The 17,755-nt window shown below is 72.9% G+C and carries 16 protein-coding genes and 1 pseudogene; 5 read left to right on the plus strand and 12 right to left on the minus strand.

Features of this window, described 5'->3' with window-relative positions:
* Positions 1 to 173 (minus strand): annotated as a pseudogene (locus F8274_RS10295) (prephenate dehydrogenase/arogenate dehydrogenase family protein); the annotation flags it as partial.
* 78 nt (positions 174 to 251) lie between these two features.
* The gene (locus F8274_RS10300; protein WP_151462064.1) at positions 252 to 1,220 is read right to left on the minus strand and encodes a DUF4034 domain-containing protein; all 969 of its coding nucleotides are present in this window, start codon (positions 1,218 to 1,220) and stop codon (positions 252 to 254) included.
* Positions 1,221 to 1,366: 146 nt separating this feature from the next.
* Here F8274_RS10300 and F8274_RS10305 point away from each other — a divergent pair, with 146 nt between their 5' ends.
* Positions 1,367 to 3,208, plus strand: coding sequence for a M48 family metallopeptidase (locus F8274_RS10305; RefSeq protein WP_151462065.1), 1,842 nt, complete (start codon positions 1,367 to 1,369; stop codon positions 3,206 to 3,208).
* 51 nt (positions 3,209 to 3,259) lie between these two features.
* On the opposite strand, the gene dapC is transcribed toward F8274_RS10305, so the two are convergent.
* Together dapC and fdxA are read right to left on the minus strand one after the other, a co-directional pair.
* The gene (dapC, locus tag F8274_RS10310; protein ID WP_151462108.1) at positions 3,260 to 4,369 is read right to left on the minus strand and encodes a succinyldiaminopimelate transaminase; all 1,110 of its coding nucleotides are present in this window, start codon (positions 4,367 to 4,369) and stop codon (positions 3,260 to 3,262) included.
* Complete coding sequence (gene fdxA, locus F8274_RS10315) at positions 4,366 to 4,692, minus strand: ferredoxin (RefSeq protein WP_007464872.1); 327 nt, start codon at positions 4,690 to 4,692, stop codon at positions 4,366 to 4,368. Before fdxA ends, dapC begins: the two co-directional genes overlap by 4 nt.
* Before the next feature lie 79 nt (positions 4,693 to 4,771).
* Here fdxA and F8274_RS10320 point away from each other — a divergent pair, with 79 nt between their 5' ends.
* Positions 4,772 to 5,722, plus strand: coding sequence for a GNAT family N-acetyltransferase (locus tag F8274_RS10320; protein ID WP_151462066.1), 951 nt, complete (start codon positions 4,772 to 4,774; stop codon positions 5,720 to 5,722).
* Positions 5,723 to 5,789: 67 nt separating this feature from the next.
* Positions 5,790 to 6,623: a hypothetical protein gene (locus F8274_RS10325; RefSeq protein WP_151462067.1), complete on the plus strand. Its 834-nt coding sequence runs from the start codon at positions 5,790 to 5,792 to the stop codon at positions 6,621 to 6,623.
* Between the two features lie 120 nt (positions 6,624 to 6,743).
* Here the strand turns inward: F8274_RS10325 and F8274_RS10330 are convergent, their stop codons facing one another.
* From F8274_RS10330 to mshB, 3 genes are all read right to left on the minus strand, one after another.
* Complete coding sequence (locus F8274_RS10330; protein WP_151462068.1) at positions 6,744 to 7,208, minus strand: hypothetical protein; 465 nt, start codon at positions 7,206 to 7,208, stop codon at positions 6,744 to 6,746.
* A gap of 83 nt (positions 7,209 to 7,291) precedes the next feature.
* The gene (locus tag F8274_RS10335) at positions 7,292 to 7,768 is read right to left on the minus strand and encodes a hypothetical protein (protein ID WP_225853711.1); all 477 of its coding nucleotides are present in this window, start codon (positions 7,766 to 7,768) and stop codon (positions 7,292 to 7,294) included.
* A 17-nt stretch (positions 7,769 to 7,785) separates the two neighbouring features.
* Positions 7,786 to 8,712, minus strand: a complete 927-nt coding sequence (gene mshB / locus F8274_RS10340; protein WP_192579776.1) for an N-acetyl-1-D-myo-inositol-2-amino-2-deoxy-alpha-D-glucopyranoside deacetylase — start codon at positions 8,710 to 8,712, stop codon at positions 7,786 to 7,788.
* A gap of 87 nt (positions 8,713 to 8,799) precedes the next feature.
* Between mshB and F8274_RS10345 the strand changes: the two genes are divergently transcribed.
* The gene (locus F8274_RS10345) at positions 8,800 to 10,944 is read left to right on the plus strand and encodes a prolyl oligopeptidase family serine peptidase (RefSeq protein WP_151462071.1); all 2,145 of its coding nucleotides are present in this window, start codon (positions 8,800 to 8,802) and stop codon (positions 10,942 to 10,944) included.
* Positions 10,945 to 10,995: 51 nt separating this feature from the next.
* Here F8274_RS10345 and F8274_RS10350 read toward each other — a convergent pair whose 3' ends face one another.
* From F8274_RS10350 to F8274_RS10370, 5 genes are all read right to left on the minus strand, one after another.
* Positions 10,996 to 12,732 carry an ABC transporter substrate-binding protein gene (locus F8274_RS10350; RefSeq protein ID WP_151462072.1) on the minus strand — a complete coding sequence of 579 codons (1,737 nt, stop codon included), beginning with the start codon at positions 12,730 to 12,732 and terminating at the stop codon, positions 10,996 to 10,998.
* Positions 12,733 to 12,837: 105 nt separating this feature from the next.
* A complete protein-coding gene (locus tag F8274_RS10355; protein WP_151462073.1) occupies positions 12,838 to 13,824 on the minus strand; it encodes an ABC transporter permease in 987 nt (328 codons plus the stop codon).
* 12 nt (positions 13,825 to 13,836) lie between these two features.
* Positions 13,837 to 14,844, minus strand: a complete 1,008-nt coding sequence (locus F8274_RS10360; protein ID WP_151462074.1) for an ABC transporter permease — start codon at positions 14,842 to 14,844, stop codon at positions 13,837 to 13,839.
* Complete coding sequence (locus F8274_RS10365; protein WP_151462075.1) at positions 14,841 to 15,863, minus strand: ABC transporter ATP-binding protein; 1,023 nt, start codon at positions 15,861 to 15,863, stop codon at positions 14,841 to 14,843. The genes F8274_RS10360 and F8274_RS10365 overlap by 4 nt, the downstream gene beginning before the upstream one ends.
* Positions 15,860 to 16,963 carry an ABC transporter ATP-binding protein gene (locus F8274_RS10370; protein ID WP_151462076.1) on the minus strand — a complete coding sequence of 368 codons (1,104 nt, stop codon included), beginning with the start codon at positions 16,961 to 16,963 and terminating at the stop codon, positions 15,860 to 15,862. The genes F8274_RS10365 and F8274_RS10370 overlap by 4 nt, the downstream gene beginning before the upstream one ends.
* Before the next feature lie 236 nt (positions 16,964 to 17,199).
* Here F8274_RS10370 and F8274_RS10375 point away from each other — a divergent pair, with 236 nt between their 5' ends.
* Positions 17,200 to 17,748 carry a Uma2 family endonuclease gene (locus tag F8274_RS10375; protein WP_151462077.1) on the plus strand — a complete coding sequence of 183 codons (549 nt, stop codon included), beginning with the start codon at positions 17,200 to 17,202 and terminating at the stop codon, positions 17,746 to 17,748.
* Positions 17,749 to 17,755 lie beyond the last annotated feature (7 nt).

A 17,755-nucleotide genomic window follows, 5' to 3' on the forward strand; every position in this document is an offset into this window, starting at 1 on the left:
ACCGTGTGCGGCGCGGCGACGCCCTGCTCACGGACCCGCCGCCGGGTCGCCGGGTCCGGGTCCCAGCCGGCCACGTCGAGCCCGGCGTCGCGGAGCCGGAGCAGCACCGACCCGCCGATCAGGCCGGTGCCGACCACCGCCGCGCGTGCCTGCCCGCCGGCCCCGCCCACCATCGGCCCCACCTCGGCGTCCCGTCGTCCGGAGCCGGACCCGGCCCCGCTGGAAGTCCCGCCGAGGATAGCGTCCGCGGCTCAGCCCTGGCGTTGCGTCACCGTCCGCCGCCACCCGGTGAACGCCCGGCCCGGGTCGCCGAAGTACGTCCACGGCAGCTCGGTCACCAGGTCACCGAGCACCTGGAAGCGCTCCGCCGCGGCGGCGTGGTCGCCGCCCACGGCGAAGCACATCGCGAAGTTGTTGTGCGGCTGCGGCCAACCCGGGTAGTGGCCGTGCTCCGGGTGGCGCACCGACTGGTCGGCCGCCGCGCGCAGCTCGGCGAGCACCTCGGGGTCGCGGAGGTGGGCGTCGTCCTCGCCGGAGGGCAGCTTGAGCCACATCTCCAGGTGGGCCGCCGCGACCAGATGGGCCAGGCCGCTGGCGGCCGGCGCCTTCGCCGCCGCGGACCGGGCGAAGTCGAACATCTCCTCGTCGCTGCCGAACCACTTGGCGCACCGGTACTGGAGCATCTGGACGTGCGCCAGCCGGTGCCAGGGGTGCCGGGCGATCACCTCGCCGAAGCGCCGCGCCGCCTCGTCCCGGTCCACCTGGCGACCCCGCGCCGAGGTGACCAGGAAGGCCCGCGCCGTGGTGTCGTCCGGGTCCCGCGCGGCCACCTCGTCGAGCAGGTTCTCCGCGAAGGTGAGCCGCTTGCGGAACTCGCGGAACTGCTCCTGGCTGGTCAGCGAGGAGGAGGCACCGCCGCGGGCCTCCCAGGCCCAGTGCACCGCGTGCGTTCCCCGGACCAGCAGCGGGAGGGTGGCGCGCGGCTCCGCGTCGGCCCACTCGCCGATCCACTCCTGCACGCCCGGCACCCGGCCGGCGACGGAGAGGCAGAACGCCTGGTGGTCGGGGTCCGTGACGGTGACCAGCACGTCCCGGGCGGCCCGCCAGTCCCGCCGGGCCAGCGCCTCGGAGAGCGCCCCGGCGGCGGGGTCACCCATCGTCGGGTCGACCGGCAGCGCCGGTCCACTCTCCTGCTTCGTCCTCCGCCGGAACGGCCACATGTCCTCGTCCTCCCCCGTGCCTGTCGACGGAGATCGTAGGTGCGACCGGATGGGCACGGAAGGGGGTTGTCCGAGGCGCGCTCGCGTCGTACGGTCCCCCGGCGGCCCGACCGGACGGGCCGATCTCAACGGGGGAAAGGAAGCACATGTCCGCCACGTACCGGGCTCTCGCCTCGGTGGCCATGTTGATCGGTTTCTACGTCGTCGCGCTGCTCCAGCTCGCCGCCGTGGCCGCGCTCGGCGTCTGGCTGTTCAGTCACACCAGCGGCGTGATCACCGGCAAGCTGCTGCTGCCGCTGGTCGTCGCCCTCGGCGCCGTCGGGGTCGGGCTGTGGAAGGCGATCCGCACGAAGAACGAGCCGGCGCCCGGCCTCATCCTGGACGAGCGGGCGGCGCCGTGGCTCTGGGCCACGGTGCGGGAGCTGGCCACCGCGGTCGGCACCCGCGCGCCCGACGAGATCCGCCTGGTGCCCGAGGTGAACGCGGCGGTCGGCGAGCAGAGCAGGCTGCTCGGCCTGATCGGCGGCCGGCGGACCCTCTACGTCGGACTGCCGCTGCTCCAGGCCATGCGGATCGACCAGCTCCGCTCGGTGCTGGCGCACGAGCTGGGCCACTACTCGGGCCGGCACACCCGGCTGGGCGGCGTCGCCTACCGGGGACGGCTGGCCATCTCCGAGACCGTCGAGCGGATCAGCCCGCGCAACCCGGTCGGCTGGGTCTTCAAGGGCTACGCGAAGCTCTACCTGATGGTCGACAACGCGGCCTCGCGCCGCCAGGAGCTGGAGGCGGACCTGTCGTCGGTGGCGCTCGCCGGCACCGAGGCGGCCACCTCGGCGCTGCGTACGCTGCCCGCGCTCGACGCGGCCTGGGGCTTCTACATGCGCCGCTACGTCGAGCCGGGCTGGTCCGCCGGGCTCGCGCCGGACGACCTCTTCGGCGGGTTCGCCCTGCTGCTCCAGGCCCGCCGGGAGGAGATCGACGAGCTGCGGGAGAACGCGCCGGAGGACGAGCCGTCCCGCTGGGACACGCACCCACCGATCGGCGTACGCGTCGCCGCGATGACCGCCACGCCACCCTCGGTGGTGGCGCCGGACGACCGGCCGGCCTGGACCCTGCTGGCCGACGTGGCCGGCGCCGGGCGGCACCTCCAGGGCCTGGTGGTCGAGCACGGCGGCCGTCGGCTGCTGCCCTGGGCGGAGTTCGTGGCCGAGTCGGTGGCCGCCTCGGTGCAGCGGCAGGCGGACGGCATCTACCGGGCGGTCGGGCGGTTCACCGGCACGCCCGCGCCGGGCCTGCCGACCCTGCTGGACCTGGTCCGCGCCGGCCGGCTCGGCGAGTTCGCCGAGCAGTTCTTCAGCGGCGCCACCCGCAAGGAGGCCGCCGCCGCCTTCGCCGGGCCGATGGAGACCCTGCTGGACAACGCGGCGGTCCGCTCGGGGCGGGCGCGCTGGCAGCTCTCCTGGTCCGGCCCGGCCCAGCTGGTCGGCCCGGCGGGCGAGCCGCTGGACCTGGCCGGCATCGCCAAGCTGGCGGTCGCGCCGGAGACCCTGGACGAGGCGCTGACGCGCCTCGCCGAGCTGGGCGTCGACGCCGCCCACGCCACCGTGGTGCAGGCCCGGGCCTCGGCCCGCAACGCCGACCTGATCGGCGGGCTCGCCAACATCAAGATCGACGGCCGGGAGCACGACGTGCTCGTGCTCGACAACGGCCTGATCCTGATCCCGGACCCGGGCAAGTCGAGCGAGGGCGAGAAGCGGCTCGTCTCGCTCGTCGGCGCGGTGCCGGTCGCCGACCTGGCCACCCGGCACCCGTACCTGCCGTATGAGGAGATCACCTCGGTCGAGGTCAAGCGCGAGGTGCCGCTGAAGGCCACCCTCACCCTCTTCGACGGCCGGACCGTGTCGGTGCAGGAGCTGATGGCCAGCGAGTTCCTGGAGAAGCGCAGCCGGGACACCCTGCTGCGGGTGTTCCAACGGATCAACGACTGACGCGTACGCGGCGGCCGAGCCCCCTGGGGCCCGGCCGCCGCGGCACCACGGTCAGGGCTGGGCGAGCCGGCCGGCGACCGCGTCGACGTGCTCGTCTGACTCGGTGAGCGCCGCCCGGACGTGCCGGGCGCCGGCCGGGCCGTAGAAGACGCCGGCCGCGACCAGGATGCCCCGGCGGGCCAGCCACTCGACGGTGTCCCAGCAGTCCTCGTCCCGGGTCATCCAGAGGTAGAGCCCCGCCTCGGAGTGCTCGACGGTGAAGCCGGCACCGGTGAACGCGGCGTGGAGCTTCTCCCGCCGGGCCCGGTAGCGCTCCCGCTGCGCGTCGGCGTGCGCCTGGTCGCCCAGGGCCGCCACCATGGCCGCCTGCACCGGGGCGGGCACGATCATGCCGGCGTGCTTGCGGACCTTGAGCAACTCGGCCACCAGCGCCGGGTCACCGGCCACGAAACCGGCCCGGTAGCCGGCCAGGTTGGAGCGCTTGGAGAGCGAGTGCACCGCCAGCACACCCTCGTACGACCCGCCGCAGACCTCGGGCGAGAGGACCGAGACGGGCTCGGCGTCCCAGCCCAGCGGCAGGTAGCACTCGTCGCTGGCGACCACCGCGCCGCGCTCCCGCGCCCAGTCGACCACCTTGCGCAGGTGGCCGGCGGGCAGCACCCGACCGGTCGGGTTGCCGGGCGAGTTCACCCACACGAGCCGCACCCGCGGGTCGGGGCCGAGGGCGGTCAGCGAGTCGGTGCGCACCGTGGTGGCGCCGGCCAGCCGGGCCCCGTCCTCGTACGTCGGGTAGGCGATGGACGGCACCACGACCACGTCACCGGGGCTGACGCCGAGCAGCGTGGGCAGCCAGGCGACCAGTTCCTTGGAGCCGATGGTCGGCAGCACCCCGAGCCCGTCGACGCCCGCCCCGCAGGCGCGCGCCACCCAGGCCGCGATGGCGGCCCGCAGCGCGGGCGTGCCCGCGGTCAGCGGGTAGCCCGGCGCGTCCGACGCGTCGGCCAGCGCCTGCCGGATCAGCGCCGGCACCGGGTCGACCGGCGTACCCATCGAGAGGTTGATGAGACCGTCCGGGTGCGCCGCGGCCGTCGCGGCCGCGGCGTCCAGGGTGTCCCAGGTGAACTCGGGCAGCCGCGACGAGACCGGCGCGGGCCGGTTCAGTGGCCCTCTCCGCGCGGCGGCTGCGCGGCCACGAAGGTCGCGTCCTTCTCCACCTTGCCGATCTTGGAAGCGCCGCCCGGCGAGCCCAGGTCCTCGAAGAACTCGTAGTTCGCCCCGGTGTAGTCCTTCCACTGCTCCGGGACGTCGTCCTCGTAGAAGATCGCTTCGACCGGGCAGACCGGCTCACAGGCACCACAGTCGACGCACTCGTCGGGGTGGATGTAGAGCATCCGATTGCCCTCGTAGATGCAGTCGACCGGGCACTCCTCGATGCATGCCTTGTCGAGCACATCCACGCACGGCTCGGCGATGATGTAGGTCACCGGTCTTCTCCTCCGCAAGACTCGTCGCGATCATCCGCGACGGTAAGAGCCTAGTATCTCGCCGGGGAGGGGGTCGATCGTGCTCCGACAGCAGGACGTAGGACACCGGATCGTGGTCCGGCGGATTGTGGGGATTCGCGAAGGCCGGCCGCTCTTCTCCGACGCCCTCGGGGAGCTGGTCGAACTGAGCGAGACCCACATCACGCTGTCCACCGACCGGGGCCGGCTGCAGGTGCCGGTGGACGAGGTGCACCGCGCGAAGCGCGTGCCGCCGGCCCGCCGGCCGACCGCCGCCGCCGTGGTCGCCCTGGAACTGGCCGCCGACGAGGCGTGGCCCGCCCCGGTGCGTGGGCGGCTCGGCGACTGGCTGCTGCGCGGCGCCGAGGGCTGGACCGGCCGGGCGAACAGCGCGCTGCCGATCGGCGACCCGGACCGCCCGCTGCCCGCCGCGCTCGACGCCGTGGAGCGCTGGTACGCCGACCGCGGCCAGCCCGCCATGGTGAACACCCCACTGCCGCTGGCCGCGCCGGTGGGCGCCGAACTGGACGCGCGGGGCTGGACCGCCCGGCCACCGGTGCTGGTGCAGACCGCCCCGCTCACGGCGCTGCCGGCGGGGCGGCCCGGCCTGCCCCCGGTCGGCCTCTCGGCCACCCCCTCGGCGGAGTGGCTGGCGGTGGCCGCCGGCCGCAAGGGCGGGCTGCCGGACGCGGCCCGGCACGTGCTCACCGCCGTGGACCGGATCCGCTTCGCCCACCTGCACGCCGACGGGCGGCTGCTCGCGGTGGGCCGGGGCACGGTCACCGGCGAGGGGCGCTGGCTCGGCCTCACGCTCATCGAGGTGCTGCCGGAGGCCCGCCGGCGCGGGTTCGCCGGCGCGGTCATCCAGGCGCTGGCCGACTGGGGCCACGCGGAGGGCGCCACACACGCCTTCCTCCAGGTGGAGCAGCGCAACGCCCCCGCGGTGGCCCTCTACCAGCGGCTCGGCTTCACCACCCACCACACCTACCTGACCCGGGTCGCCCCGGCCTGATCGAAGGATTCCGGCAGGTCGTCCGGGGTACGGAGTACCCGTACCCCGGTGAGGAAGGACCTGCTCGATGGCCAAGCAGCACACGGCGCGGCGCGGGAGCGGCGCGGCGGTGACGAAGAACGAGCCCGGCAACCAGACGCCGGACACCCCCGACATCAACGAGAGCGAGATCGCCCGCCTGAAGGTCGACCAGCTCCGCGACCGCCTCCGCCGGCGTGGCGTCACCGGCACCGCGGACATGCGCAAGCCCGAACTGGTCGACGCCCTCATCCAGGCCCTGCGCGAAGGCCGGAAGACGACCCGGTCGCGCGGCGGCTCCGGCTCTGGCTCCGGCTCCGGGCGTGGCCGGTCCGCCGGCTCACGATCGGCAACCGGCCGGCAGGCCGCCGCGACGGAGTCGACGGAGCTGGCGGACCTGGAACGACGGGCCGCGGAACTGGCCGACGTCGCACCGCAGGCCCCGGAGGTCGAGGAGGTCGAGCGCCGGGCCGCCGAGCTGGAGGCGCCGGGTACGGAGGCGACCGAGGTGCCCGCCCTGCCGGCGGCGCCAGCCCGGCCGGACGGGGACACGGGCGCGACGGCCCCCGCGCTGCCGGCCGCTCCGACGCCGGGGGCCGAAGCGGACGGCGGTACGGTCCCGCGGCAGCGGTCCGGCGCCCAGGCCGGCGTCGGGAAGGCCGGCGCCGGCAAGGCCGGTGGCCCGCAGCCCGTCCGGGTCGCCGAGGAGTCCCGCGCCGGCAGCACGCTCACCATCGACCGGGCGGACCGGGTGGTGGCCGCCATGGTGCCGCCGCAGGTGGACGAGGTGGTCACTCCGGAGGGCACCAGGATCAGCGGAGGGGCCGAATCGGTCGACACGCCGCCCCTGCCCGCCACCGGGCAGCTGTCCGGCCGGGACTGAGCGCGAAAGGGCCGCGCCCACCGCGAGCGAGGCCGGTCGCGCCGGGGCGCCGTTCCCGAAAGGGGCGGTGCCCCGGCGGGATCACTCGCCCCACGGCACGCCGCGAGGTCGCGAGCCGCCTCAGCGGCGAACGATCTTGCGGGGCTTCGCGGCCTTCAACTCGGCGTAGCGCTTGAGCTGCCGGGAGCGGTGGTCGCGGCCCAGCGCGGTGAGGATCAGGTAGCCGGCCAGCACACCGGCCACGGTGGCCGCGAGGTAGAGCCAGATCTGGGCGAAGAAGAGGCCGGCGCCGCCCTCGAACGGGTTCTCGCCGACCAGCAGCGGGCCCACGAAGACGGTCAGCGCCAGCGCCACGACCACCGCGACGGCCAGGTCGCCGGTCCAGTGGCCGGCCGGCCGGTCCGCGCCCCAGCGGAACGCCGTGCCGGCCAGGATCAGCCCGATGGCCAGGAACATCACCAGCGAGACCCGGCCCGCGGCGGTGTCGTCGTCCGGATAGGCCAGCTTGATGACCAACCGGGCCACCACGTTGACCGCGAACAGCGCGGCCGCCAGCACACCGACCGCACGCCACCGCTGGAACATCGCACGCCTCCCGCCGTACCGCCCGCCGTCACGGGCTCCTGGCAGGAATATCTACCACCGCAACCTGTGCGGCGTCTGCACCCTCAGCGGACGGCGGGCGGCGGCACCACGAGCTGCCGGAAGCCCAGCACCGCGAAGGTGATCGCGCCGGCGACGATCAACCCGAGGCCGAGCACGTTGTTGCCGCTGAGCGCGAGATCGCCCTCGACCGTGCGGAAGCCGCCCGCGACGATCACCACGAACCAGGGCAGGGCGGCCAGCGCGGCCGCCCAGCGGGCGCCCACGGCCCGGTGGGCGAACCCGCTCACCAGCACCGTCAGCAGCACCACCGCGGCGATCCCGACCAGCGCGAGCGCGATGCCGACCAGGGCCTTGCCGGCACCGCCGGGACGGCCCTTTACCACCTCCCAGGCCCACGTGGCGTAGAGCAGGTCGAGCACCGCGGCGAGCACGCCGGCCCAGACCGCCACCGCCCCGCCGGCGACGCGCAGCGCGAGGTCGACCGCCCGGCCCGACGGCTCGGGCGGCGCGGCTGGCTCCTGCTCGGGGGCGACCGACATGGATGCGGTGGGCACCGTCACCGGAGGCCGGCCGCCGCCGTGACCGGGGACCGGTCCGGCCCGCCCGGCGCCAACCCGGCGAACAGGTCGTCCTCCCAGCCGTACGGGCCGCTGCCGGGGCCCTTTTCGCCGACGGCGAGGGTGAAGAACTCGACCCCCATGAACTCGGCGCCGAAGTTGCCGGCGATCGAGTAGAGCCAGGAGGTGGCCGGGATCTGGGTGGCGTGGGCGCGCATGGCCGCCTCCTTGGCGGCGTGCCGGTCGGTGCCGTCGATGCGCGCGGCGATCCCCTCGTCGGGGGTGCCGAAGGGCAGCTCGTCGATGCTGTCGATGCCGGCGAAGGGGTTGTCCGACGACTCGGTGAACGCGTCCAGGCCGGCCTCCAGCACGCCGCGCGGCATCGCCGTCCAGTAGACCTTCGCCGGGGCGATCCCCTCGGCCGCGGCGAGTTCCACGCCGCGCATGGCGACCCGGTGCGCCTGGATGTGGTCGGGATGGCCGTAGAAGCCGTTCGGGTCGTACGTGATCATCACCTGCGGGCGGACCTCGCGGATGACCTCCAGCAGGTGCCCGGCGGCCTCGTCGAGGTCGGCCTGCCAGAACGCGCGGGGGTGCTCGTTGGTGGCCAACCCCATCATCCCGGAGTCGCGGTAGCGGCCCGCGCCGCCGAGGAAGCGGTGGTCGGTGACGCCGAGCGCGGCGCAGGCGGCCGCCAGCTCGCCGATCCGGTAGCCGCCGAGCTGGTCGGCCTCGGCCGCGGCGAGCTGGGCCAGCGCCGGCACGTGGATCTCGCCCTCCTCGCCCAGCGTGCAGGTCACCAGGGTGACGTGGGCGCCCGCGGCGGCGTAGTGCGCCATCGTCGCGCCGGTGCCGATGGACTCGTCGTCGGGGTGCGCGTGGACCAGCAGCAGGCGTCGGTCGGGCAGCGTCGTCACGCCCGTCACTCTAACCGGCGGTCCTGCCCGCCCGATGCTTACGCGTCCGCCCAGGTCGGCCACATCACGCCCGGCCCGCGCCTACTCTCTACAGGCGTGGACTTTCCCGAGCTGGCCGCCCGCACCCGTCGGTTCAGCCACGGGGCGCCGCGCTCCGTTTCCGTCGCCGACGACGGCTCCCGGGTCATCTTCCTGCGCTCGTCGGGACCGGAGGACCCGGCCGACGCGCTCTGGCTGCTCGACGTCGCCTCCGGCGAGGAGCACCTCGTCGCCGACCCGGCGGTGCTGCTCGGCGCGGACGGCGAACCGGCCACGCTCGCGCCGGGCGAGCGGGCGCTGCGGGAGCGGCTGCGGCTCAGCGCCGCCGGCATCGGCTCGTACGCCCTGGACGCCGCCGGGCGGGTGGCCGCGTTCGCGCTGGCCGGCCGGCTGTTCCGGGCCGACCTGGTGCACGGCGACGTGGTCGAGGTGGCCGCCGTCGGCCCGGTGATCGACCCGCGTCCCGACCCGACCGGCGAACGGCTTGCCTACGTCACCGACGCCGCCGAGGGGGTGCGCCGGGGGCAGTTGCGGGTGGTCGAGCCGGACGGCACCGACAACCTGCTGGCCGGCGAGGACAGCGGGGTGACGTGGGGGCTGGCCGAGCACATCGCGGCGGAGGAGTTCGGCCGGTTCCGGGGCTACTGGTGGTCCCCGGACGGGCGCTCGGTGCTGGCCGCCCGGGTCGACGAGTCCCGGCTGGACCGCTGGCACCTGCACGACCCGGCCGACCCGGCGAGCCCGCCGACGTCCATCGCGTACCCCCGGGCCGGCGGGCCCAACGCGGAGGTCAGCCTGCACCTGCTGGACCTCGACGGCGGCTGGGTCGACGTGCACTGGGACCGGGAGACCTACCCGTACCTGACGTCGGTGGACTGGGCGGACGGCGGCCCGCTGATCACGGTGCTGCGCCGGTCGCAGCAGCACGGCCTGGTGCTGGCCGTCGACCCGCGGACCGGGGAGACGCAGGTGCACGCGGAGCTGGCCGACCCGCGCTGGGTGGAGCCGGTCCCGGGCACCCCGGCGCACCTGCCCGACGGGCGGGTGCTGGTCGGCGGCGAGCTGGCCCACGACGGGTACGACGCGCGCTGCCTGTTCGCCGACGGCACCCTGCTCACCCCGCCCTCGCTCTACGTGCGGCGGGTGGTGGGCCGGCTGCCGGCCGGGCCGAACTCGGCGGCGGACCTGCTGGTCGAGGCGAGCGAGGGCGAGCCGAGCCAGCGTCACCTCTACCGGGTGCGTACGGCGATCGGCGGTGGGGTGGACGCCCGCCGGATGGGCAGCGATCCCGGCTGGCACACCGCGGCGATCGGCGGCAACACGCTGGCCGTGGGGGTGGCCTCGCTGGAGCACCCGGGCACCCGCTGGCGGGTCTGGCACGACGACCGCGAGGTGGGTGAGCTGGCCTCCCGGGCCGCGACCCCGCCGTACGCGCCGCGGCCGACGCTGGTCCGGGTGACCGACCGGCGCCTGCCGAGCGCGGTGCTCTACCCCGGCGAGCACGTGAAGGGCACGAAGCTGCCGGTGCTGCTGGACGTCTACGGCGGCCCGGGCCACCAGGAGGTGATCGCCGCCCGGTCGGCCTGGCTGGAGCGGCAGTGGTGGGCCGAGCAGGGCTTCGCCGTGGTGACCATCGACAACCGGGGCACCCCCGGCATCGCCCCCTCCTTCGAGAAGGCGATCCACCGGCGGGTGGCGGACGTGATCCTGACCGACCAGGTGGATGCGCTGACCGCTCTGGCCGGCAAGCATCCGGACCTGGACCTGGACCGGGTGGCGGTGCGCGGCTGGTCGTTCGGCGGCTGGCTGGCGGGGCTGGCGGTGCTGCGCCACCCGGAGCTGTTCCGGTGCGCGATCGTCGGCGCCCCGGTCACCGACTGGACGCTGTACGACACCGCGTACAGCGAGCGCTACCTGGGGATGCCGGACGACGGGATGGACGTCTACGCCCACCACTCGCTGGTCGAGCTGGCCGCCGAGCCGGTCGGCGACCCGGCGCAGGCCCGGCCCATGCTGCTGGTGCACGGCCTGGTCGACGACAACGTGCTGGCCGCGCACACGCTGCGGCTCTCGGCGGCGCTGCTGGCCGCCGGCCGGCCGCACGCGGTGCTGCCGCTCACCGGTGCCAGCCACATGGCCGCCGGCGGGGTGGCCGAGCGGCTGCTCCGGCTGGAGCTGGACTTCCTCCGCCACCACCTGTGAACGCGCGAGGGCCCCGGCCGGATCGGACCGGGGCCGCCGCGGGTCAGGCTGTCACTGCTTGACGTAGGCGTTCGTCAAGGCCGGGTAGCCGAAGATGCTGGACAGGTAGATCCCGCCCACCTTGGAGCCGTGCAGGTAGTAGCCCTGCTCGACGAAGAGCGGCACGGCCGGGGCCAGCTCGGTCATGATCCGCTTGTCGAGCTTGGCCCACTCCTTGCCCTGGTCACCGGCGGGCATGGCGAGGATCCGGTCGAACTCCTTGTTGATCTCGTCGCTGTTCACGTACGAGGTGTTGCTGTTGTTCTCGGCCTTTATGCTGCGGCCGTCGAACAGCACCGGCAGGATCGCCGCACCACTGGGCCAGTCGGCGGCCCACTGGTCGGTCCAGAGGTCGTACGGGTTGTTCTTCTTGCCGACCTCGTCGAGCTTGGCGTCGGTCGGGATGGTCTTCACCGTGATCTTGAAGCCGGCCTTCTCCAGGTTGGTCTTGAGCTGGGTGGCCAGTTCCGGCGAGTCGTCGCTGATGCCGAGCACCAGCTCCGGGGTCTTGCCGGCGAGCAGCTCCTTGGCCTTCTCGACGTTGCCGCTCGGGCCGGCCGGGTAGGCGTCGTAGCTCTCCCAGCCGATCGTCGAGGGCGGCATCAGCGTGGTGACGGCCTTGGCGGACGCCTCACCGCCGTACGCCTTGACGAAGCCGTCCCGGTCGATCGCGTAGTTGAGCGCCTGGCGCACCGACAGGTCGGTGACCCGCTGGGTGTTGATGGTCAGTCGCCACAGGCTGGGGGTCTGGCCGCGCACCGAGCGGTCCTTCAGCGACGCATCGCCGGTGACCCGGGCGACCAGTGCCGACGGGACGCCGTTCCAGGCCAGCGCCGCCTGATCGTCGCCGTTGTCGGAGATCACCCGGTTTGCGCCCGCCTCGGCGTCCGGGCCGTAGTTCCAGACGATCTTGTCCGGGTACGCGTGCCGCACCGGGTCGGTCTTCGGGTCCCAGTTCTCGTTCCGCTCCATCACCAGCTCGACACCTGCGGTGTTCTTGGTGATCTTGTAGGGGCCGGAGGAGAACGGTCGGTTGTCCAGGTTGACGCCGGTGTCCTTGTCCGCCTTCAGCGGAGCGGTGTACGGCAGCGACGCCGCGAACGGCAGGTCACAGTGCGGCTTGGCGAACTCGAACTTGAGCGTCTTGGCGTCCGGCGTGGTCAGACCCGGCGGCAGCGCGGTCTTGTTCGCCTTGAAGTTCCACTTGGTGTCGTACTGCGGGTCGTTGGCGAGCCACTCCTGCAGGTAGGTCGGGCCGCCGGTCAGGTCCGGGTCGAAGGAGCGGGCGATGCCGTAGGCGATCTCCTTGGAGGTGATCGCGCTGCCGTCCTCGAACTTCACCCCGTCCTTGATCTTGAATTCCCAGACCTTGCAGTCCTTGTTGACGTCGGTGCCGGGGGTCTCGGCCAGGTCGCCGACCAGGGTCACCTTGCCCGAGCCGTCGTCCTTGAACGTGGTCAGGAAGCGGCTGTAGAGCGGGGCGTTCATCAGACCGGCGAACGAGTAGACCCGCTGCGGGTCGAGGTGCGAGATCTTGGTCTCCCGGATCACCCGGAAGGTCCCGCCCTTGGCGGCGCCGGCCACCTCGGCGGCCGGACCCATCGAGTCCTTCGGGTCGGTGGCGATAGAGCCGCTCTGCACCCGGTTCTCGCCGGAGTCGCCGTCGGTGCCCTTGTTCTCGCTGCACGCCCCCATCACCACGAGCAGTGCGAGCGCGCCGCCCGTGGCGGCTGCCCTCTTCAAGCGCATCTGCGCCTCCTCCCTATCCGGAGCCTCGTCAGACGACGTAGGAAAACTACGGTGTGTGTAACAGAGAGCGGTGGATTTCTCCACGCCCTGCCCGGTGCCGTTGCGCTATCGCAACCGGACCCGGGGGTCGATGGCGGCATAGAGCAGGTCGACGACGATGTTGGCGACGACGATGAAGACCGCCGAGATCAACACGGTGGCCATGATGGTCGGCAGGTCGCCGGCGCGGACCGCGTCCACGGCGGTCCGACCGAGTCCCTGAATGCCGAAGGTGGTCTCGGTGATCACGGTGCCGCCGAGCGCACTGCCCACGTCCAGGCCGGCGATGGTGACGATCGGGGTGATCGCCGCGCGCAGCGCGTGCCGTCCGTACACCTTGCGCTTCACCACGCCCTTGGCCCGAGCGGTGCGGACGAAGTCCTCGGAGAGCGTCTCCAGCATCTGGGCCCGGGACAGCCGGGCGTAGATGGCGGAGAAGAGGAAGGCCAGGCAGATCCAGGCGAGGACGAGCCCGCTGGCCCACTTCACCGGATTGTCGAAGATGGAGGTGTAGGAGGGTGTCGGGGTGATCCGCAGGTTGTACGTGAAGATCAGCAGCAGCACCGCGCCGACGAAGTAGAGCTGCATCGAGGCGCCGGCCAGCGAGAAGCCGATCGCCAGCCGGTCCAGCAGGGTGCCCCGCCGTAGCGCCGAGATCATGCCGAGCCCGACGCCGAGCACCAGCCAGAGCACCGCCGCCGGGATAACGATGCTCAACGTCACCGGTACCACGCGGGTCAGAGTGTCGGTGACCGCCTCGCTGTTGACGTAGGAGTAGCCCAGGCATGGGGCGTCGCACCGGCCGCCCTGGGAGCTGCCCAGGTCCCGCCCGGTGACGATGCCCTTCATGTAGTTGGCGTACTGCTCGGGCAGCGGGTCACGCAGGCCCAGTTCCTCGCGGACCCGCTCCAACCGTTCGGCGTTGCAGTTCTTCGGGCACATGCCGCTGACCGGGTCGCGCGGTAGGCCGAAGAACATCAGGAAGCTGAGCACGCTCACCGCGAAGAGGGTGAGGACCGCGGTGAGCAGCCGGCGTACCAGGAATCGGGTCATGAGGCTCCACCCCTACCGGGACGACTTCGGGTCGAGCGCGTCACGCAGCGCGTCGCCGAGCAGGTTGAAGGCGAGCACGAGGATGAAGATCGTGACGCCGGGGAAGAACACGTACGCCGGGTCGGTCTGCAGGTACGGGATGCTCTGGAAGATCATCCGGCCGAAGTCGGCGGTGGGTTCGAGGATGCCGATGCCGAGGAAGGACAGCGCCGCCTCACCGGTGATGTACGACGGCACGGCCAGCGAGAACGCGACCAGGATCGGCGCCCAGAGGTTGGGCAGGAGCTGCCGGAACAGCATGTGCCCCAACCCGGCGCCGCTGGCCCTGGCGGCCTCCACGAACTCCCGTTCGCGCAGCGAGATCACCTGACCGCGGACCAGCCGGGCGGTGCTCGTCCAGCCGAACGCGGCGAAGATGCCGATGAGGACGATCACCTGGAACGCCGGCGGCACCTCCTCCCGCGGGCCGTAGAAGCGCAGCCCCACGGTGGGCACCACGGCGAGGGCGAAGATGAGGAAGGGCAGGGCCAGCGCCACGTCGGTGATCCAGCTGATCACCGTGTCGACGATCCCGCCGAGGAAGCCGGCGAGGATGCCGGCCGCCACCCCGATCGCGGTGGTCACCAGGGCGGCCGCGAACGCGATGAACAGCGACGTCCGCATGCCGTAGATCATGCGGATGAAGATGTCCCGGCCGAGCCGCGGCTCCAGCCCGAACCAGTGGTCGCCGGTGATGCCGCCGACGTAACCCAACGGCATGCCGTTGCCGTCCAGCAGCTGCTGGAACTGCTCGTTCGGGCCGACCCCGTACAGCTTGGCGATCAGCGGCGCGGCGAGCGCCAGCACGACGAAGAGCACCAGCACGACGCCGCTGACCATGGCCGTGCGGTCCCGGCGCAGCCGCGCCCAGGCGAGCTGGCCGGGCGACCGGCCCACGATGCCCTGCTCGTCGGGCTTGACGGGGTCGGCGGCCGGCTCCATCTCGGCCCGCGCCGCGCCCTCGACCGGGGACAGGCTCATTGCGACACCTCCACAGGCTCGCTGGTGACGACGCCGATCGGCCCGTTCTCGGGATAGTGGCAGGCGGCGAGCTGGGCTCCGCCGTCCCGGGGGACCAGCGCCGGCTCCTCGGTGGCGCACCGCTCCTGCGCCTTCCAGCAGCGAGTGCGGAAGCGGCAGCCCGACGGCGGGTTGAGCGGGGTGGGCACGTCGCCGGTGAGCCGGATCCGTCCGGCCGGGCCGAGCGCCGTGACGTCGGGGATGGCCGACAGCAGCGCCCGGGTGTAGGGGTGCTGCGGCCGCTGGTAGATGTCGTCGCGGTCACCGATCTCGACGATCTTGCCGAGGTACATGACGGCGACGCGGTGGCAGAAGTGCCGCACGACGGCGAGGTCGTGGGCGATGAAGACGAACGCCAGGTCGAGGTCGCGTTGCAGGTCGCGCAGCAGGTTGATGACCTGGGCCTGGATCGAGACGTCCAGCGCGGAGACGGGTTCGTCGGCGACGATCAGCTTCGGGCGCAGCGCGAGGGCGCGGGCGATGCCGATGCGCTGGCGCTGCCCGCCGGAGAACTCGTGCGGGTAGCGGTTGTAGTGCTCCGGGTTCAACCCGACCAGTTCGAGCAGTTCCTGCACGCGCTTGCGGATGCCACCCGGCGGGTTGATGCCGTTGACCTGCAACGGCATGGCCACGATCCGCCCCACGGTGTGCCGGGGGTTCAGCGAGGCGTAGGGATCCTGGAAGATGATCTGGAGGTCCTGCCGCAGCGGCCGCAGCGCCCCCCGGCGGGCGTGGGTGATGTCCCGCCCCGCGAACTCGATGGTGCCGGACGTGGGCTCCAGCAGCCGCACCAGCATCCGGCCGGTGGTGGTCTTGCCGCACCCGGACTCCCCGACCAGGCCCAGGGTCTCCCCCGGCCGCACGTCGAAGTCCAGGCCGTCGACGGCCCGGACGGCGCCCCGGGCGCGGAAGCCCTCCCGCACCGGGAAGTGCTTGGTCAGCCCCCGCACGCGCAGCAGCGACTCGGTCTCGGTGCTCATCGGGCCACTCCCACCTGGGCGATGTCCTGCTGGTAGAGCCGGGTGCGCTCCTCGGCCGGCAGGTGGCAGGCGACCAGATGGCCCGCCTCCCCGGCCGCCCGGAGTTCGGGCACCTCCGTGCGGGAGCGGTCGCCGTTGCGGTCGGCGTAACGGCAGCGCGGGTGGAACGCGCACCCCGACGGCAGGTTGATCAACGACGGCGGGTTGCCCTTGATCGGCACGAGGTCCGCGTCCGCGTCACCGTGCAGCGACGGCACGCTCGACAACAACCCCCAGGTGTACGGATGCTGCGGCCGCCGCAACACCTGCTCCACGCTGCCGTGCTCGACGGCCCGGCCTCCGTACATGACGAGGACGTCGTCGGCCACCTGGCTGACCACGCCCAGGTCGTGGGTGATCAGGATGATCGCCGACCGGAACTCGTCCTGGAGGTCGCTGAGCAGGTCGAGGATCTGCGCCTGCACGGTCACGTCCAGCGCGGTGGTCGGCTCGTCGGCGATCAGCAGGTCCGGGTCGTTGACCAGGGCCATGGCGATCATCGCCCGCTGCCGCATGCCACCGGAGAACTCGTGCGGGTACTGGTCGAACCGCTTCGCCGGCTGCGGGATGCCGACCCGGCCCAGCATGTCCACGGCCCGGGTGCGCGCCTCCCGCTTCCCGGCCCTCGGATGGTGCACCCGGTACGCCTCGGCGATCTGCTTGCCGACCGTGTAGTAGGGGTGCAGCGCCGACAGCGGATCCTGGAAGATCATCGCCATGTCCCGGCCCCGGAGCCGCCGCACCTCCTCCTCGGGCAGCCCGATCAGCTGACGACCACCCACCGAGATCTCCCCGGTGATGGTGGCCCGCTTCGCGTTGTGCAGGCCGAGGACCGCCAGCGACGTGACGCTCTTCCCCGAGCCCGACTCGCCCACGATGCCCAGCGTGCGACCGCGCTCGACGGCGAACGAGACCCCGTCGACGGCCTTCACCACGCCGTCCTCGGTGTCGAACCGCACCCGCAGGTCCCGGACCTGCAGATAGGGGCCTTCGCCGGTGCGCTGCTCCGGCACCTCGGGGCGGTCCGGCTCCCCGGACGGCACCGTCTCCGACCTGCCCATGACCGCCTCCCTCAGTGACGAAGAGAACTTACAACAAACTTCTGGAGGCGAAAATAAGCTACAGAACGCAGCCTGTCAGCGGCCCGAGCGTAACGACTGAGTTTCCAACCTGAACAGCCCTCACCAGGACATTCATGGTTGCGACTGGGCAACGCCGCGTCGTCGCCGCACACGAGGTGCGACCATGGACGCGGCTACCAACGGAGGATTCCCGCCGACACGAGGTGGAGGTGACCATGACCGCGGCGGTGTTCGGCCACGACGGCCCGTGGACCGAAGAGGAGTACCTCGCCCTCGGCGAGACGCAGCAACGCGTCGAACTCTTCGACGGGAGCCTCCACGTGACGCCAGCGCCCACCCCGCGGCACCAGCGCATCCAACGAAACCTCGGCAACCTCCTTGAGGATGCGGCGCGGAACGCCGGGCTGGAACTGCTGGAGACGGTCAACGTCCGGCTCAAGCCGGGCCGGATCCCCATCCCTGACCTGGTCGTCACCGAGCCGATCGACTTCGACGATCCGACGATCGAGGCACCGGACGTCCGGCTGGTCTGCGAGATAATCTCGCCGAGCAACGCGGCCACCGACAAGGTGCTCAAAATGCACTACTACGCCGCCGCGGGCATCGAGTGGTATCTGCTGGTGGAGCAGGAGAACGGAACCCTGCACCTCTACCGCCGGCACGGCCGGCACTACAGCGAACACTCGGTGACCAAACCCGGCGACTCGCTGGAGCTGACCGAGCCCGTCCGGGCGACGATCCGGCCGGAGGATCTCGTCCCCTGACGGATGT

Source organism: Micromonospora sp. AMSO31t (assembly GCF_008868175.1).
In the GTDB taxonomy this organism is placed as follows: Bacteria; Actinomycetota; Actinomycetes; order Mycobacteriales; family Micromonosporaceae; genus Micromonospora.

Excerpts from the sequence above, each read along its gene's own strand:
- F8274_RS10300 (WP_151462064.1), bottom strand. The coding sequence starts at position 1,220 with ATGTGGCCGTTCCGGCGGAGGACGAAGCAGGAGAGTGGACCGGCGCTG.
- F8274_RS10305 (WP_151462065.1), top strand. The coding sequence starts at position 1,367 with ATGTCCGCCACGTACCGGGCTCTCGCCTCGGTGGCCATGTTGATCGGT.
- F8274_RS10325 (WP_151462067.1), top strand. The coding sequence starts at position 5,790 with ATGGCCAAGCAGCACACGGCGCGGCGCGGGAGCGGCGCGGCGGTGACG.
- F8274_RS10330 (WP_151462068.1), bottom strand. The coding sequence starts at position 7,208 with ATGTTCCAGCGGTGGCGTGCGGTCGGTGTGCTGGCGGCCGCGCTGTTC.
- F8274_RS10335 (WP_225853711.1), bottom strand. The coding sequence starts at position 7,768 with ATGTCGGTCGCCCCCGAGCAGGAGCCAGCCGCGCCGCCCGAGCCGTCG.
- F8274_RS10350 (WP_151462072.1), bottom strand. The coding sequence starts at position 12,732 with ATGCGCTTGAAGAGGGCAGCCGCCACGGGCGGCGCGCTCGCACTGCTC.
- F8274_RS10355 (WP_151462073.1), bottom strand. The coding sequence starts at position 13,824 with ATGACCCGATTCCTGGTACGCCGGCTGCTCACCGCGGTCCTCACCCTC.
- F8274_RS10360 (WP_151462074.1), bottom strand. The coding sequence starts at position 14,844 with ATGAGCCTGTCCCCGGTCGAGGGCGCGGCGCGGGCCGAGATGGAGCCG.
- F8274_RS10365 (WP_151462075.1), bottom strand. The coding sequence starts at position 15,863 with ATGAGCACCGAGACCGAGTCGCTGCTGCGCGTGCGGGGGCTGACCAAG.
- F8274_RS10370 (WP_151462076.1), bottom strand. The coding sequence starts at position 16,963 with ATGGGCAGGTCGGAGACGGTGCCGTCCGGGGAGCCGGACCGCCCCGAG.
- F8274_RS10375 (WP_151462077.1), top strand. The coding sequence starts at position 17,200 with ATGACCGCGGCGGTGTTCGGCCACGACGGCCCGTGGACCGAAGAGGAG.